18 protein-coding genes are annotated in these 15832 nt (G+C 64.5%); 4 read left to right on the top strand and 14 right to left on the bottom strand.

Going from position 1 to position 15832, the window contains the following annotated elements; genetic code table 11:
- Positions 1-18: 18 nt before the first annotated feature.
- A complete protein-coding gene (locus FHR27_RS03010; RefSeq protein ID WP_179537740.1) occupies positions 19-939 on the bottom strand; it encodes a lipid A biosynthesis lauroyl acyltransferase in 921 nt (306 codons plus the stop codon).
- A gap of 70 nt (positions 940-1009) precedes the next feature.
- A complete protein-coding gene (locus tag FHR27_RS03005; RefSeq protein WP_179537739.1) occupies positions 1010-1291 on the bottom strand; it encodes a DUF2218 domain-containing protein in 282 nt (93 codons plus the stop codon).
- A gap of 184 nt (positions 1292-1475) precedes the next feature.
- On the opposite strand from FHR27_RS03005, the gene FHR27_RS03000 reads away from it, so the two are divergent.
- Positions 1476-2657 (top strand): acetyl-CoA C-acetyltransferase, encoded by a 1182-nt coding sequence (locus tag FHR27_RS03000; RefSeq protein WP_179537738.1) that lies wholly within the window; start codon positions 1476-1478, stop codon positions 2655-2657.
- An 83-nt stretch (positions 2658-2740) separates the two neighbouring features.
- Positions 2741-3034 carry a hypothetical protein gene (locus FHR27_RS02995; protein WP_179537737.1) on the top strand — a complete coding sequence of 98 codons (294 nt, stop codon included), beginning with the start codon at positions 2741-2743 and terminating at the stop codon, positions 3032-3034.
- A 47-nt stretch (positions 3035-3081) separates the two neighbouring features.
- Here the strand turns inward: FHR27_RS02995 and FHR27_RS02990 are convergent, their stop codons facing one another.
- Complete coding sequence (locus FHR27_RS02990; RefSeq protein ID WP_179537736.1) at positions 3082-3687, bottom strand: TetR/AcrR family transcriptional regulator; 606 nt, start codon at positions 3685-3687, stop codon at positions 3082-3084.
- 109 nt (positions 3688-3796) lie between these two features.
- Between FHR27_RS02990 and FHR27_RS02985 the strand changes: the two genes are divergently transcribed.
- Both FHR27_RS02985 and bdcA read left to right on the top strand, forming a co-directional pair.
- Positions 3797-4999 (top strand): MFS transporter, encoded by a 1203-nt coding sequence (locus FHR27_RS02985; RefSeq protein ID WP_179537735.1) that lies wholly within the window; start codon positions 3797-3799, stop codon positions 4997-4999.
- 33 nt (positions 5000-5032) lie between these two features.
- Positions 5033-5746 carry an SDR family oxidoreductase gene (gene bdcA / locus FHR27_RS02980; protein WP_179537734.1) on the top strand — a complete coding sequence of 238 codons (714 nt, stop codon included), beginning with the start codon at positions 5033-5035 and terminating at the stop codon, positions 5744-5746.
- Between the two features lie 43 nt (positions 5747-5789).
- On the opposite strand, the gene FHR27_RS02975 is transcribed toward bdcA, so the two are convergent.
- The 11 genes from FHR27_RS02975 to FHR27_RS02925 form a co-directional block, all read right to left on the bottom strand.
- On the bottom strand, positions 5790-6221 hold the full coding sequence (locus tag FHR27_RS02975) for a YkvA family protein (RefSeq protein WP_179537733.1): 432 nt from the start codon (positions 6219-6221) through the stop codon (positions 5790-5792).
- A 345-nt stretch (positions 6222-6566) separates the two neighbouring features.
- Positions 6567-7304 carry an FKBP-type peptidyl-prolyl cis-trans isomerase gene (locus FHR27_RS02970; protein WP_179537732.1) on the bottom strand — a complete coding sequence of 246 codons (738 nt, stop codon included), beginning with the start codon at positions 7302-7304 and terminating at the stop codon, positions 6567-6569.
- Between the two features lie 260 nt (positions 7305-7564).
- On the bottom strand, positions 7565-8467 hold the full coding sequence (locus FHR27_RS02965) for a hydroxymethylglutaryl-CoA lyase (RefSeq protein ID WP_179537731.1): 903 nt from the start codon (positions 8465-8467) through the stop codon (positions 7565-7567).
- Positions 8464-10371, bottom strand: a complete 1908-nt coding sequence (locus FHR27_RS02960; protein ID WP_179537730.1) for an acetyl/propionyl/methylcrotonyl-CoA carboxylase subunit alpha — start codon at positions 10369-10371, stop codon at positions 8464-8466. Before FHR27_RS02960 ends, FHR27_RS02965 begins: the two co-directional genes overlap by 4 nt.
- A complete protein-coding gene (locus FHR27_RS02955; protein WP_179537729.1) occupies positions 10368-11165 on the bottom strand; it encodes a gamma-carboxygeranoyl-CoA hydratase in 798 nt (265 codons plus the stop codon). Before FHR27_RS02955 ends, FHR27_RS02960 begins: the two co-directional genes overlap by 4 nt.
- 19 nt (positions 11166-11184) lie before the next feature.
- Positions 11185-12792: a carboxyl transferase domain-containing protein gene (locus FHR27_RS02950; RefSeq protein WP_042552693.1), complete on the bottom strand. Its 1608-nt coding sequence runs from the start codon at positions 12790-12792 to the stop codon at positions 11185-11187.
- 34 nt (positions 12793-12826) lie between these two features.
- Positions 12827-14005, bottom strand: coding sequence for an isovaleryl-CoA dehydrogenase (locus tag FHR27_RS02945; RefSeq protein ID WP_197076967.1), 1179 nt, complete (start codon positions 14003-14005; stop codon positions 12827-12829).
- 64 nt (positions 14006-14069) lie between these two features.
- Complete coding sequence (locus FHR27_RS02940; RefSeq protein WP_042552691.1) at positions 14070-14456, bottom strand: MerR family transcriptional regulator; 387 nt, start codon at positions 14454-14456, stop codon at positions 14070-14072.
- A gap of 137 nt (positions 14457-14593) precedes the next feature.
- Positions 14594-15031, bottom strand: a complete 438-nt coding sequence (locus FHR27_RS02935; protein ID WP_179537728.1) for a phosphotransferase system, HPr-related protein — start codon at positions 15029-15031, stop codon at positions 14594-14596.
- Between the two features lie 83 nt (positions 15032-15114).
- On the bottom strand, positions 15115-15441 hold the full coding sequence (locus tag FHR27_RS02930) for a thioredoxin family protein (protein WP_042552689.1): 327 nt from the start codon (positions 15439-15441) through the stop codon (positions 15115-15117).
- A gap of 70 nt (positions 15442-15511) precedes the next feature.
- A complete protein-coding gene (locus tag FHR27_RS02925; RefSeq protein WP_042552688.1) occupies positions 15512-15823 on the bottom strand; it encodes a YgaP-like transmembrane domain in 312 nt (103 codons plus the stop codon).
- Between the last annotated feature and the right edge of the window lie 9 nt (positions 15824-15832).

Raw genomic sequence — 15832 nt, 5'->3', positions numbered from 1 at the left:
GATTCCAATTCGAGGTTGTCAGTAGAGCTTGGGCTCGCCTGGTGGACGGGTCTTGAAACGGCGGTGCGCCCACAGATACTGCGCAGGACAGGTGGCGATGGCCTCCTCGACCCAGGCGTTGACGCGCAGGCAATCGGCCAACTCGGTCTCGCCGGGAAAGTCGGCGAGCGGCGGGTGAATGGTCAGGCGATAGCCCTGGCCATCGGGCAGGCGCTGCTGAGTGAACGGCAGCACGATGGCGCGTCCCAGGCGGGCGAACTTGGTGGTCGCGGTGACCGTCGCGGCCTGCACGCCGAACAGCGGCGCGAACAGGCTCTGCTTGGGGCCGTAATCCTGATCCGGCGCATACCAGATCGCCCGGCCGCCACGCAGCACCTTGATCATGGCGCGCACGTCTTCACGCTCGATGGCGGTGGCATCCAGGTTGTGACGCTCACGCCCGCGTCGCTGCACGAAGTCGAACAGCGGATTGCGATGCTCACGGTACATGCCGTCGATGGTATGCACCTGGCCCAGCAAGGCAGCGCCGATCTCCAGGGTGGTGAAATGTATCGCCATGAGGATCACGCCCTGCCCTTGGGCCTGGGCCTGCTGCAGGTGTTCGATGCCTTCGATGTGCGCCAGCCGCGCGAGCTTCTCCCGCGGCCACCACCAGCTCATGGCCATCTCGAAAAAGGCGATACCGGTGGAGGCGAAATTTTCCTTCAGCAGTCGCTCGCGCTCGGCGGCGGACATCTGTGGAAAGCACAGTTGCAGGTTACGCGTGGCGATACGCCGCCGGGAACCGGCCACCCGGTACATCAACCAGCCCAGGCCACGGCCCAGACGCAGCAAGGCGCCATAGGGCAGTTGCACGATCAGCCATAACAGCCCAAGCCCCAGCCACAACGGCCAGAAGCGTGGGTGAAGGAAGGAGCGACGAAATACGGGACGATCCATTGACGATCCTGAACAGCGTTCAAAGCCGCTTAGTCTAACAGCTCGCTCGGCGATGGTGCCCCACTGCCATTCAACGCCGCCAGCTGATCTGCAGCGTTTCTCCGGCGACCATGCGCTGCATGTGATCGGCCACCACGGGCTCCAGCTGCTCCAGCATGGCCGCGTCCGGTGCCTCGATGAGCACCTCCAGGCCGCCCTCCACCACCGTCAGGGTGCAACGCGCCGGGTCGAAGAAGATCTCGCCACGGGTTTCGTCGACGCTCACCTGAAACTTGTGGCTCCAGTGCCGACACAAACGGGTCACGCAGCGCACGGCATGTTCGGTGGTAACCGTCGCACGGGATTCGGGCATGGCAGGGCTCCTGATCGATAGGCTGTTGGCGAGGCGGGAAATCTAGCATGCCGCCTCGCTGCTCGGCATGCGGCATTGTTGATCCATACGATCGAAAAGCCTGGACTTGCATGCCGGTCGACCCGGCGTCAGGATCGTACCCAGCCAATAACAATACCCGCCCCGTCACGGCCAGGAGAACCCCATGCAAGATGTCGTCATCGTCGCCGCCACCCGTACCGCCATTGGCAGTTTCCAGGGGGCGCTGGCGGATGTTCCGGCCACCGAACTGGGCGCGGCGGTGATCCGTCGCCTGCTCGAGCAGACCGGTCTGGATGGCAATCAGGTCGATGAGGTGATCCTCGGCCACGTGCTCACCGCTGGCGCCGGGCAGAACACCGCCCGCCAGGCGGCCATCACTGCCGGCCTACCCCATGCCGTACCGGCCCTGACTCTCAACAAGGTCTGCGGCTCCGGCCTCAAGGCGCTGCATCTCGGTGCCCAGGCGATTCGCTGCGGCGATGCCGAAGTGATCATTGCCGGGGGCATGGAAAACATGAGCCTGGCGCCCTATGTGCTGCCCAAGGCACGCACCGGACTGCGCATGGGCCATGGCCAACTGATCGACAGCATGATCAGCGACGGCCTCTGGGATGCCTTCAACGATTACCACATGGGCATCACCGCCGAGAACCTGGTGGACAGCTACGCCATCAGCCGTGAGGCCCAGGATGCCTTCGCGGCAGCCTCCCAGCAGAAAGCCGTGGCAGCCATCGCGTCCGGGCGTTTCGCCGACGAGATCACGCCGATCCTGATTCCCCAGCGCAAGGGCGAGCCCATCGCCTTCGCCACCGACGAGCAGCCCCGCGCGGGCACCACGGCAGAAACCCTGGCCAAGCTGAAACCGGCCTTCAAGAAAGACGGCAGCGTCACCGCCGGCAATGCCTCGAGCCTCAACGACGGCGCAGCTGCGGTGCTGCTGATGAGCGCAAGCAAAGCGCAGAGTCTGGGGCTGCCGGTGCTGGCGCGAATAAAGGCGTACGCCAACGCCGGCGTCGACCCGGCGATCATGGGCATCGGCCCGGTATCGGCCACCCGCCGCAGCCTGGACAAGGCCGGCTGGTCTCTCGATCAGCTCGACCTGATCGAAGCCAACGAAGCCTTCGCCGCCCAGGCCCTGTCGGTCGGCCAGGAGTTGGGCTGGGATGCTGCAAAGGTCAACGTCAACGGCGGTGCCATCGCCCTCGGCCACCCGATCGGCGCTTCCGGTTGCCGCGTGCTGGTCACCCTGCTGCACGAGATGCTCAAGCGTGACGCCAGGAAAGGCCTGGCCACCCTGTGCATCGGCGGCGGTCAGGGCGTGGCGCTGCTGCTCGAGCGGGATTGAACGGCGAGGCCCGTCTACTGCCGGGCCTGCCATTTCGGGGCCAGTTCGCGATACGATCAGGCTCCATCCCAACGAAGCTCCCCATGAACGATCTCCCAACCCTCCACTATCTGTTCGCCGAATGCCGCAAAACCTGCCCGCAGCGCCCAGAAGTCACGGCCATCGTGCTCTTCGCCCTGCTCTGCGAGGATGACGACGTGGTGTACCTGGAAATCCGCTACACCGACTACGCCAGCGGCCAGTTCGAAGGTGATCACCTCTGGCTGTCGCTGGAGGAAGCGATGCATTCCGCCCTGGAGGATCACGGCATTGCAGAGGATGACTGGCGAGCGCTGTCGGCCCGAGAGATCGCCCGCATAGACCGCACCATCGAGTAGCGGCTCAGGTTGATGGCCGCTGCCGCAGGACGCGGCGAGGCCTGCGGCTAGCGGCGGCAGCCGTCCCACAGCTTCATGATCTGCCCGACTGCGGCATCCAGCGCCGCGTGCTCGATGCCGTCGCGGGCCAGGGTGGACAGCCCCAGCAGGAAGCTGTCGAACACCGACGTCAGTGCCTGTACGTCGGTATCGGCCGCCAGCTCACCTTCGCTGATTGCCCGCTCGATACAGGCACGTATTCCCTTGCGCGTGCGATCGCGGACTTCGCTCAGCACCGTGGTCCCCTGCTCCGGGGTGCAGACGCCGATCACCCCGAGGGCCACCATGCAGCCTCGCGGATGCCCCGTCTCGCATTGCATGCTGGCCGAGCGGCGCAGCGTCAGCTCGACGGCGTCGCGCGGCGAAAGGCCGCCATCGAAGAGGCTCTCGGTCACCCGACCGTGAGTGCTCATGTAGTGCTCCACGACCTCATCGAACAACGCCTCCTTGGAACCGAAGGCTGCATAGAAACTGGGTGCTGAGATTCCACCACCGATCCCGGCCTTGAGCTGGCTCAGGGATGTAGCCTGATAGCCATGCTCCCAGAACAGGTGCATCGCCTGAACGATTGCCGTATCGCGGTCGAATGTGCGTGGGCGTCCCATCTGTGCCATGTCCGTCCTCCCTCCTGATGACATAAATACTAGTCGATACAAAAGTCGTTGACCATGGCTCTGCGTCGCCTTACATTTGTACCAATCGATACATATATTAGACGCACCCATGACCGACTCCGCGAAAACCGATTCACTTCCCGTTTCAGCGCTACTGGCACTGGCGATGACGGGCTTCATCTGCATCCTCACCGAAACCCTGCCGGCTGGCCTGCTCCCGGAAATCAGCGCCGGGCTCGACGTTTCCCCCGCACTGGCAGGGCAACTGGTCACGCTCTATGCCCTGGGCTCGCTGCTGGCCGCGATCCCGCTGACCATCGCCACCCAGGGCTGGCGGCGGCGCAACGTCCTGCTGCTGTCGATAGTCGGTTTTCTGCTGTTCAACTCGATCACCGCCTGGTCGTCGAACTATGTCCTGACGCTGGTCGCCCGCTTCTTCGCCGGTATGGCGGCGGGTCTGGCGTGGAGCCTGATCGCCGGTTATGCCCGGCGCATGGTCGCTCCGCATCAGCAGGGCCGAGCCCTGGCGCTGGCCATGGTGGGCACCCCAATCGCCCTTTCCCTGGGCGTGCCGATCGGCACCTGGCTCGGCGGTATGGTGGGTTGGCGCACCGCCTTCGGGCTGATGTCCCTGCTCAGCGTCGGGCTGATCGTCTGGGTGCTCGCCAAGGTGCCGGACTACCCCGGGCAATCGCGAACCCAGCGCATTGCCTTGCGTTCGGTGCTACTGACGCCAGGCGTACGCCCCGTCCTCGCCGTGGTGCTGACCTGGATGCTCGCCCACAACATGCTCTACACCTACATCGCCCCCTTCGTCGCCCCCGCCGGGCTGGGCAATCAGATCGATGTCGTCCTGCTGACCTTTGGTGTCGCCGCCCTGGCGGGCATCTGGATTACCGGTCGCCTGGTCGATCGCCATCTGCGCCAGGCGGTGCTCACCAGCCTTGCCACCTTCGCCCTGGTCGCCCTGCTGTTCGGCCTGCACGCCGATTCGGTCGCCGTGCTGTACGCCGGTGTGTTCGTCTGGGGGCTGACCTTCGGGGGTGCGGCCACCCTGCTGCAAACGGCACTGGCAGACGCCGCCGGCCCTGGCGCCGACGTGGCGATGTCGATGAACGTGGTGATCTGGAACAGCGCCATCGCCGGTGCGGGGCTGACCGGCGGCGTGCTGCTCGGCCAGTTCGGCGTCGGCGCCTTCCCTTGGGTGATGCTGGCCCTGCTGCTGATCGCCCTGTGGATCGCTTCGGCGGCCAGCCGCCACGGTTTCCCGTCCGGGCAACGACGCAGCGACGTAATCGTCGCCGGACACTGATCACCCACCTTCGCCAATCAGGAGATAACCACCATGTCCCATTCAGATCGCAAATCCGTTCTGGTCCTCGGCGGCAGCCGCGGTATCGGTGCCGCCATCGTGCGCCGCTTCGCCAGCGATGGCGCGCAGGTAACCTTCACTTACGCCAACTCGGCGGCACCGGCACGGCAGTTGGCAGAAGAAACGAGTAGCCGCGCCGTGCAAGTGGACAGCGCTGATCGTGCCGCCCTGACTACCCTGATCGACAGCCTCGGCGCCATCGACGTGCTGGTGGTCAACGCCGGCGTGTTCGTCGCGGGTGACCCGCTGGGGCTGGATGCCGATAGCATCGACCAGCTCTTCACCATCAATATCAACGCGCCCTACCATGCAGCGGTCAGTGCGGCACGGCAGATGCCAGCCGGCGGCCGGATCATCCTGATCGGCTCGAACATCGCCGACCGCGCAGCGATGCCGGGCATGGCCGCCTATGGCGCCAGCAAGGCGGCATTGAGTGGCATGGTCAAGGGACTGGCAAGGGATTTCGGCGCGCGTGGCATCACCGTCAACGTCGTGCAACCAGGCCCGACCGATACCGAGATGAACCCGGCCGACGGCCCGCTGAACGAGCTGATGCACAGTTTCATGGCGATCAAGCGGCACGCCCGCAGCGCTGAGATCGCCAGCATGGTGGCCTGGCTGGCGGGTTCCGAAGCCGGGCTGGTGACCGGAACGGCGCTGACCATCGACGGTGGTTTCTCGGCCTGACGGTCACTGGCGCCATTCGGTGCCTGTTCGGGTGACTGCTCGCTCAGGTCACCCGCTCGGCCACCGGCAGCTTGGCGATGGCGTCGCGGGTTTCACGGTCCTGGGCATCGCGCCAGGTACGAAAGGCGTCCAGTTCGCTGCCCCAGGTTTTCATGACCCAGGCGAGCACGGCCAGATCGTCCACCAGGCCCAGGCCGGGAATGAAGTCCGGGATGGCGTCCAGCGGCGACACGAAGTACAGCAGGCCGGCCACGATGGCGAGCAGCGCCTGCGGGTTGATCGCCCGATAGCTGCCCCGCCACCAGGCCACGCACAGTTCCTGCAGCAGGCTCAGATCGCCTCTCAGCGAGGACAGGCTGCGGCCGCCACCGCTGCTCTTGCGTGTCACTGCCAGCAGCAATGCCGGCAAGCGACCGCGCTTCAGGAAACGCTGCGCGATGGGCAGGTAACGGGCAAAATTCCACGGTGCTTTCATGACCACTCCTCGTCAGCCCGCGTGTTCGCTGGGCTGTCTGTGGTTATCCACCATAGCTGTGGATAACCTTGTGAACAGTTATGGGATTAGCTTACCAAACGCCCTTGCCATGCGGCCTTGCCACAGATCGGACATTTTTTATCCAGCGGATAAAATCCTGCTAAATCAATTAGTTAAAAAAATCAAAAGATTTCGTAAAAAACCTGACCAAGTAAATAAGAACCTTTGTCGCAGTGTGCATAACCGTAACGCGGTGGTTGCATTCAGAGCGCTTTGCGGCTAGGCAAAAGCTCCAGAAACGACAACGCCCCGTAGAACGGGGCGTTGTTTCGAAACGAACAGCGCTTACTGAGCCGGAGCGGCCTCAGGTGCTGCTTGTTCCTGAGCGGCCTGATCCTTGATCGCGATCAGTTCCAGATCGAACACCAGTACCGAGTTGGCCGGAATGGCGGGGCTCGGGCTCTGGGCGCCGTAAGCGAGTTCGGCAGGGATGTACAGCTTGTACTTCTCGCCAACGTGCATCAGTTGCAGGCCTTCGACCCAACCCGGGATCACGCCGCCAACCGGCAGGTCGATCGGGGTGCCACGCTCGACGGAGCTGTCGAATACGGTGCCGTCGGTGAGCTTGCCTTCGTAGTGAACGGTGACCACGTCATCAGCCTTGGGCTGAGGGCCGTCGGCCTTCTTGACCACTTCATACTGCAGACCCGAGGCGGTAGTGGTGACGCCGTCACGCTTGCCGTTCTCTTCCAGGAACTTCTTGCCGGCCTGGGCCGCTTCTTCGTTGGCTTTGGTCATGCGCTCTTCGGCACGCTTTTGCAGCGACGAGAAGGCTTCGATCAGCTCTTCGTCTTTCAGGCGCTGCTCTTTCTTGCCGATGGCGTCCTCGATACCTTGAGCGACAGCATTCGGATCCAGATCGTCCATGCCTTCCTGAGCCAGGCTTTTGCCCATGTTCAGGCCGATACCGTAGGAAGCCTTCTGAGCCGGGGTTTCCAGTTTCACTTCGCTGGTTTGCGAATCACAACCGGCGAGCACCAGGCCCACCAGGGCGATCGCTGCTGCCAAACGATGCTGTTTCATGCTGATTCCTTGTCCGCTGCGCCCTAGGGCAATCGAGTGAAGGCGCGAGCTTAGGGGGTGTGGGTGTGTCAACGCAAGCCGCGTTGCTGTGAATTGTCCAGGCAGATCACGCATGCTCTGCGGGAAATGGCGAGATGAAGCAGAAAGCTGACCGGATCGCTCAGTTCGCCGCGCCGATTTGCCAAGGCAGCCGCGTAACTGACTAGCCGGTATGAGTTTTTTTGCACGAAGAAGTTCAGTGGTGACCGGGCGAGCGGGCATCACCGAAGCGCTGCCCGCGCTCTCGCCACCCGTGAAGCCGACTCGCGTCCCAGCACCTTGCTGATATGCGACCCGGCGTCGATCAAACGCGCCAGATCGACGCCGGTTTCGATGCCCAACCCCTGCAACAGGTAGAGCACGTCCTCACTGGCGACGTTACCGGTCGCGCCCCTGGCGTAAGGGCAGCCGCCCAGCCCGGCGACCGAACTGTCGAACACCGCGATGCCCTCCAGCAGGCTGGCGTAGATATTGGCCAGCGCCTGGCCGTAGGTATCGTGGTAGTGCCCGGCCAACCGCTCCCGTGGCACGTCACGGCCTACCACCTCGATCAGTTGCCGCACGCCGCCAGCGGTACCGACGCCGATGGTGTCGCCCAGGGAGATTTCATGGCAGCCCATGGCATGCAGCTCCCGGCAGACGGCGGCGACCTGATGGGGCGAGACAGCGCCGTCATAAGGACAGCCCAGCACGCAGGAGACGTAGCCGCGCACGCGGATACCGCGCTGCTGGGCCATCTCCAGCACCGGCTGAAAGCGCAACAGGCTGTCGGCGATCGAGCAGTTGATGTTGCGCTGCGAGAAGGATTCCGACGCGGCTGCGAACACGGCGACTTCCTTCACACCGGCATCGATTGCCGCCTGCAGCCCTTTCAGATTGGGAGTCAACGCCGCGTAAGTGACACCGGGGTGCCGCTCGATACCAGCAAACACCTCGGTGCTGCCGGCCATCTGCGGCACCCATTTGGGCGATACGAAACTGCCGACTTCTATGTAGGCCAGCCCGGCGGCACTCAGGTCATTCACCAGACGCACCTTGTCGGTCACGCGGATCGGCTGCTTCTCGTTCTGCAGACCGTCACGTGGGCCGACTTCCACCAGGCGCACGTAACGGGGCAGGCTCATGGCTGCGTCTCCAATTCGACCAGCACCGCGCCTTCGCCGATCAGCTCGCCCTCGGCGCAGTGGATCGCCTTGATCGTGCCCGCCTGCGGCGCCCGGATACTGTGTTCCATCTTCATGGCCTCCAGCACCACCAGTGCGGCACCGGCCTCCACCTGCTGCCCCGGCTCGACCAACACGCGAACGATGCTGCCGTTCATTGGCGCGGTGAGCCCACCTTGATGTGCGTTGCCCGCCCCGGCAGCGGCGATCGGGTCGAAGCGGCGCACGGCCAGCCACTCCACGCCCCAGCGCAGATAGAGGGTGTCGCCCTGGCGCACGACCTGCGACTGGCGTACCGCGCTGGCGGGGCGCGTCTGAAGCACCAGGCTGTGGCTGGCGTCGCCGCACACCAGCGCCATACTCACCTCAGCGGGCAAACCACTCCGCCAGGCACTGCGTGACGCCCAGGGCGAGTACGGATCGTCCTGCCGCTGCCGCTCGCCATCGGTGGCTAGGAATGCCGCGCCAGCCTGCAGCCAGAACGCCTCCGGCAGCTCCGTGACCGGTGGCAGCAGCTGCGCCTGGTGACGGTCGATGAAGCCGGTGTCCAGCTGTGCGGCAGCGAACGCCGGGTTGGCCAGAATTCGCTGCAGGAACGCCAGATTGGTCTTGAAACCGCCGACCACGGTCTCTCCCAGCATGGCCAGAAGGCGCTGACGGGCCTCCTCACGGTTCTCGCCCCAGGCGATCAGCTTGGCCAGCATCGGATCATAGAACGGCGACACGTCATCGCCCTGCTCCACCCCGCTGTCGACCCGACGCCCCGGCCCGGCTGCCGGCTCGCGGTACAGGTCGAGGTGGCCACTGGCGGGCAGGAAGCCGCCTTCAGGATCTTCGGCGTACAGACGCACTTCGATGGCATGACCGACGAGGGGCACCTGATCCTGACGAATCGGCAGCGGCTCACCGCGCGCCACGCGAACCTGCCAGGCCACCAGGTCGAGATTGGTGATCGCCTCGGTCACCGGGTGCTCGACCTGCAAACGGGTATTCATCTCCATGAAGAAGAACTCGCCCCGGGCATCGAGGAGAAACTCCACGGTTCCGGCGCCGACATAGCCGATGGCCTGGGCAGCGCGCACCGCGGACTCTCCCATCGCACGCCGCAGCTCCGGCGACAGGCCCGGCGCCGGGGCTTCTTCGACCACTTTCTGATGACGGCGCTGGATCGAACAGTCACGCTCGTTGAGGTACAGGCAGTTGCCGTGCTGATCGGCGAAGACCTGGATCTCCACGTGGCGCGGCTGCAACAGGTATTTCTCCACCAGCATGCGCCCGTCGCCGAACGCCGACTGCGCTTCACGCTGCGCCGACGCCAGGGCTTCAGCCAGTTGGCTTTCGCTCTCGACCACCTTCATGCCCTTGCCACCACCACCGGCAGTCGCCTTGAGCAGCACCGGATAACCGATCCCTGCGGCTGCGCTGCGGAAGGTTTGCAGATCCTGAGCCTCGCCGTGGTAACCCGGTACCAGCGGCACGCCGGCCGCCTCCATCAGCGCCTTGGCCGCGGACTTGCTGCCCATGGCATCGATGGCACTGGCGGGAGGACCGAGAAAGATCAGCCCGGCCGCCTCGAGTTTGCGGGCAAAGGTGGCGTTTTCGGAGAGGAATCCATAACCGGGATGAATGGCCTGGGCGCCGCTGGCCTGCGCAGCCTCGATGATCCTGTCCATCAGCAGGTAGCTGTCGCCTGGTTTGGCGCCGCCGAGATCGATGGCGATATCCGCCTCGCGCACGTGCCGGGCACTGCGGTCGATGGTGCTGTGGACAGCCACCGTGGTCAGTCCGAGGGCCTTGGCGGTGCGCATCACCCGGCAGGCGATCTCGCCGCGGTTGGCGATCAGAAGGGTATCGATGGTTTTCATGGCTGTGCCTGCCAGGCGGAGGGACGTTTCTGCAGAAAGGCAGCGAGGCCTTCCTGCCCTTCTTCGCTGACGCGAATACCGGCGATCACGCTTTCGGTACGCTGGCGCAGGGCGTCGCTGAGTACACCGCTACCGACGCCGTGCAGCAACGCCTTGCTCTCGCGCATGGCCTGCGGGCTGTTGAGCAGCAGATTGGCAATCCACTGCTCGACCTCGCCCTCCAGCTCGGCCGCGGGATAGCACTCGGCGAGCAGCCCCAGTTCCCGCGCTCGCTCACCACTGAAGCGCTCGGCACTGAGCGCGTAGCGTCGGGTGGCGCGCTCGCCGATGGCCTGTACCACGTAGGGGCTGATCACCGCGGGAACCAGGCCGATGCGCACCTCGGACAGGCTGAACGATGCCTCGCTGGCACCGATGGCGATGTCGCAGCAGGCCGTCAGCCCGACCGCACCGCCGAACGCGGCGCCCTGCACCACTGCCAATGTCGGGCACGGCAAGTGGTAGAGCAGGCTCATCAACTCGCCGAGTTGGTGGGCGTCTCGCAGGTTGCTGGCGTAGTCGAGCTGCGCCGAAGCCTGCATCCAGGCCAGATCGGCACCGGCGCAGAAGTGCCGCCCTTGGCCGCGCAGGACGAGAAACCGCAGGCTGTCGTCAGCCGCGACCTGGCGCAATGCCTGGATCAGCTCCTCGATCATCTCGGCGTTGAAGGCGTTGTGCTTGTCCGGGCGGTTCAGCCACAGGGTGGCGACCCCGCGCGGGTCGGTGTGCAATTGGAGGGTGCTGAAATCGGTCATCGGTATGTCCTCGGCCAGGCTACATGCGGAACACGCCGAAGCGTGTCGGCTCAATGGGCGCGTTGAGGCTGGCGGAAATCGCCAGGGCCAGCACCTCGCGGGTCTGTGCCGGGTCGATCACGCCATCGTCCCAGAGTCGCGCACTGGAATAGAAGGCGTGGGCCTGGCGCTCGTACTGCTCGACGATAGGCTGCTTGAGGCGCTGCTCGTCCTCGGCGGAAAACACCTGGCCGGCGCGCTGCGCCTGCTCGTGCTTGACCTGCACCAGCACCCCGGCAGCCTGCTGCGCGCCCATCACGCCAATGCGCGCGTTGGGCCACATCCACAGAAAGCGCGGATCGAAGGCTCGCCCGCACATGCCGTAGTTGCCCGCACCGAAGCTGCCGCCGATGATCACCGTGAACTTGGGCACACGGGCGCAGGCCACCGCGGTGACCAGCTTGGCGCCGTGCTTGGCGATACCGCCCTCTTCGTATTTCTTGCCGACCATGAAGCCGGTGATGTTCTGCAGGAACAGCAACGGGATGCCGCGCTGGCAGGCCAGCTCGATGAAGTGCGCGCCCTTCTGCGCGGCTTCCGCGAAGAGGATGCCGTTGTTGGCCAGGATGGCGACCGGATAACCATTGAGGTGCGCGAAACCGCAGACCAGAGTGGTACCGAACAGCGCCTTGAACTCGTCGAGCTGCGAGTCATCGACGATCCGCGCGATCACCTCCCGCACATCGAACGGCTGCTTGGAATCGGCGGGAATGATGCCGTACAGCTCATCGGCACAGTAACGCGGCGCGATGGGCTGGCGCGCCTGCACGTCACCGAGCTTGCGCCAGTTGAGGTTGGCGATGCAGCGGCGCGCCAGGGCCAAGGCGTGCCGGTCGTTTTCCGCATAGTGATCGGCCACGCCACTGGTCTTGCAGTGCACGTCGGCGCCACCAAGCTCCTCGGCGCTGACCACTTCGCCGGTGGCGGCCTTCACCAGCGGCGGGCCGGCGAGAAAGATGGTCGCCTGCTCGCGCACCATGATGGTCTCGTCGCTCATCGCCGGCACGTAGGCGCCGCCGGCGGTGCACGAGCCCATCACCACGGCGATCTGAGGGATGCCCTGGGCGCTCATGGTGGCCTGGTTGAAGAAGATCCGGCCGAAGTGCTCGCGATCGGGAAACACCTCGTCCTGACGCGGCAGGTTGGCACCACCGGAATCCACCAGGTAGATGCACGGCAGGCGGTTCTGACTGGCGATGGCCTGGGCGCGCAGGTGTTTCTTCACGGTCAGCGGATAATAACTACCGCCCTTCACCGTGGCGTCGTTGGCGATGATCATGCATTCGACGCCTTCGACACGGCCAATTCCGGCGATCACCCCGGCGGCGGCAACCTCTTCGTCGTAGACCTGATAAGCGGCGAGCTGACCGATTTCCAGAAACGGCGAGCCCGGATCGAGCAGCCAGTCGATGCGCTCGCGAGGCAGCAGCTTGCCGCGCGAGCGGTGCCGTTCCTGCGCCTTGGCACCTCCGCCTTCGCGGGTACGGGCGAGCACGCCGTGCAACTCATCGACCTGGGCCAGCATCGCTTCTCGGTTGACGGCGTACTCGGGGGAACGGGTGTTCAGTTTTGTACACACAATGGCCATGACATTGGCTCCGACTGGCAGCGTGGGACTCTGATCACGCCGTTTCGTTGAACAGCTCGCGACCGATCAGCATGCGGCGAATTTCACTGGTGCCGGCGCCGATCTCGTAGAGTTTGGCGTCGCGCCACAGACGCCCGACCGGATACTCGTTGATGTAGCCATTGCCGCCGAGAATCTGGATCGCCTCACCGGCCAGCCAGGTGGCTTTTTCCGCTGCATAGAGGATGACCCCGGCGCAGTCCTTGCGGACCTGACGCACATGGCCGCTGCCCAGGGCGTCGAGCTGCCGGCCGACCGCGTAGAGGTACGCGCGGCAGGCCTGCTGGGTGGTGTACATGTCGGCCAGCTTGCCCTGGATCAGCTGGAACTCGCCGATGCTCTGGCCGAACTGCTTGCGGTCGTGGATGTAGGGCACCACCACGTCCATCGCCGCCTGCATCAGCCCCAGCGGGCCGCCAGAAAGCACCGCACGCTCGTAATCCAGGCCGCTCATCAGCACTCGTGCGCCTTCACCGACGCCGCCCAGTACGTTCTCCTGCGCCACTTCGACATCCTGGAATACCAGCTCGCCGGTGTGCGAACCGCGCATGCCGAGCTTGTCGAGCTTCTGGGCGACGCTGAAGCCTGGCGCGCCCTTCTCGACGATGAACGCGGTCATGCCCTTGGCGCCCGCGCTCGAGTCGGTCTTTGCATAGACCACCAGCACGTCGCAATCCGGGCCGTTGGTGATCCACATCTTGGTGCCGTTGAGCAGGTAACGGTCGCCCTTGCGATCGGCGCGCATCTTCATCGACACCACGTCGGATCCGGCATTGGGCTCGCTCATGGCCAGTGCCCCAATGTGTTCACCACTGATCAGCCTCGGCAGAAAGCGGCGCTTCTGGGCCTCGCTGCCATTGCGGTTGATCTGGTTCACGCACAGGTTGGAATGGGCGCCATAGGACAGGCCGATACCGCCCGCTGCCCGGGAGATTTCCTCCATGGCGATCATGTGCGCCAGGTAGCCCATGCCGGCGCCACCGTATTCCTCGCTGACGGTCAGGCCGAGCAGGCCCATGTCCCCGAACTTGCGCCACAGGTCCATGGGGAACTGGTCACTGCGATCGGCTTCGGCAGCCCGTGGGGCGATTTCCTTGGCGGCAAAACCGGCGACCGCGTCGCGAAGCATGTCGATTTCCTCGCCGAGGAAGAAATTCAGACCTGGCAGCGTGATGCTCATGTAACGACTCTCCATTGTTGTAGTTGTTGGATGCGCTAAACGATGGGGCAGCGGCAGATCAAGAAGCGGCGGGCATCTCCTGCATGGCGGTCAGGCAGCGCTGTTCGGCGGTGTCCAGCTCACGTTGCATCTGCTGGATGTCGAGCAACTGGCGGGCGAGATGCTCGCGGCGCTCGGCGATCTTTTCCAGGAAATGGTCGAGCTGCTTGCGATTGCCGCCAGCGGGGTCATAGAGGTCGATCAATTCCTTGCACTCGGCGAGGGAAAAACCGATGCGCTTGCCACGCAGGATGAGCATCAGCGTCACCCGATCGCGGGCGCTGTAGATACGCTCCTGCCCCTTGCGCTCAGGCATGAGCATGCCCTGCTCTTCATAGAAACGAATGGTACGGGTGGTGACGCCGAGTTCGTGGGCCAGCTGGGAAATGCTGTAGGAATGACTCATGGTGCGAGCGACCTGCGCAGATTACCTTTACGTAAACGTAAGCCTGTAATCACACAGCTGTCAAATTGACGAGAAAGCCGCAGCGCATTGTGTGGGGTACGTGCATGGCCGTTGCGGCCATGCACGTCAACGAGGCATCAGGTGTTCGGCTTGCCGTCCCAAGGCTCGCCATCCAGCGGACGCTTTCTGGCCAGTTCGGCTTCGTCTAGCCCTGAACCGCCGCCGATATCGCCTTCGCCGACGACGCTCAGATCGCGGTCAGCGGGCTCGTCACCGCCACGCTCCCGCGGCGAGCGTGCGCCGGTATCGTCGATCAGGTTCTCGGGGCTCAGATCGTCGAGGCTGACACCGTCTTCATGACGGCCCTCTTTCAGCGTTTCACCGCCACTCTGCCCTGCGTCGCGCACGCGCTCATCCGGGTATTCGTGCTGCACCTCGTCCGCTGGACGGCGGTCGCCGATGCGCCCCTCGCGCTCATCCTTGCTATCGCTGAAATCCAGTTGCTCGATCGAGCCCATGCGATCCTCGGTATCGTCGATCTCACGAGGGGTGGCTGGCTGCTTGGGTGTGCTCATGACGTTCTCCAGTATGGGTCTGTTCGGTTGACTCGACCCCTACCGGGAAAATTCAGGGAAAGTGACGGGTTGCGGTGTGCAGTTCAGCCCTCCCCCACCAACTGTTCAAGGGCTTCTTCCAGCGGGCTGACGCTGGTGGGGCGAATCAGTCGGGTGACCTCCACGCCGTCGCGCAAGAACACCAGGGTCGGCCACAGCTTGACGTTGAAGGCGCGCCCCAGTGGTCGACCGCTGCCGTCCTCGATCTTCAGGTGGGTGACTTCGGGATAGTCCGGCATCACCTTGGCCAGCAACGGCTGCGCCGCCTGGCAATGGCCGCACCAGTCGGTGCCGAATTCGATGAGGGTCATACCAGGCTTGGCCCGTACTTCGGCGGCTGTCGGCGCCGTGCTGCTGTATTCGCTGCTCATGCTATATCTCCGCTCGTGAGCCAAACGCAACCGGCCCGCGCATGGCGGGCCGATTCGTGTTCTCAGCGTATCAGACGCCGTCAGTGACTTTCTTGACGACGGGCTTTACCCGCTCAGCGATTTCGCTTTCCAGCCGGGTGACGGTTTCTGCGATGCGATCCACGTCGGGGCGCATGGAACGGGCGTCTTCCACGAAGCCTTTGAGTCGGCAATGGCCGCTCAGGCCACGGGCAACCAGCAGGCCACCGAACGCTGCGCGAGCAAGGCCGAGTACACCGCCGCGCTTCAGGCCGCCACGGGCCATGGCGATACCACTGCCGATGGAAAGCGCACGCTCCCAACCCTGCACGTTACTGCCGCCTTGCTTATCGAATGTGGACATATCGCTAGC

Origin of the sequence: Pseudomonas flavescens, from assembly GCF_013408425.1 — a bacterium.
In the GTDB taxonomy this organism is placed as follows: domain Bacteria; phylum Pseudomonadota; class Gammaproteobacteria; order Pseudomonadales; family Pseudomonadaceae; genus Aquipseudomonas; species Aquipseudomonas fulva_A.
Note: the sequence above shows the minus strand (reverse complement) of the source record. Positions and strands in the feature narration are given on the sequence as shown.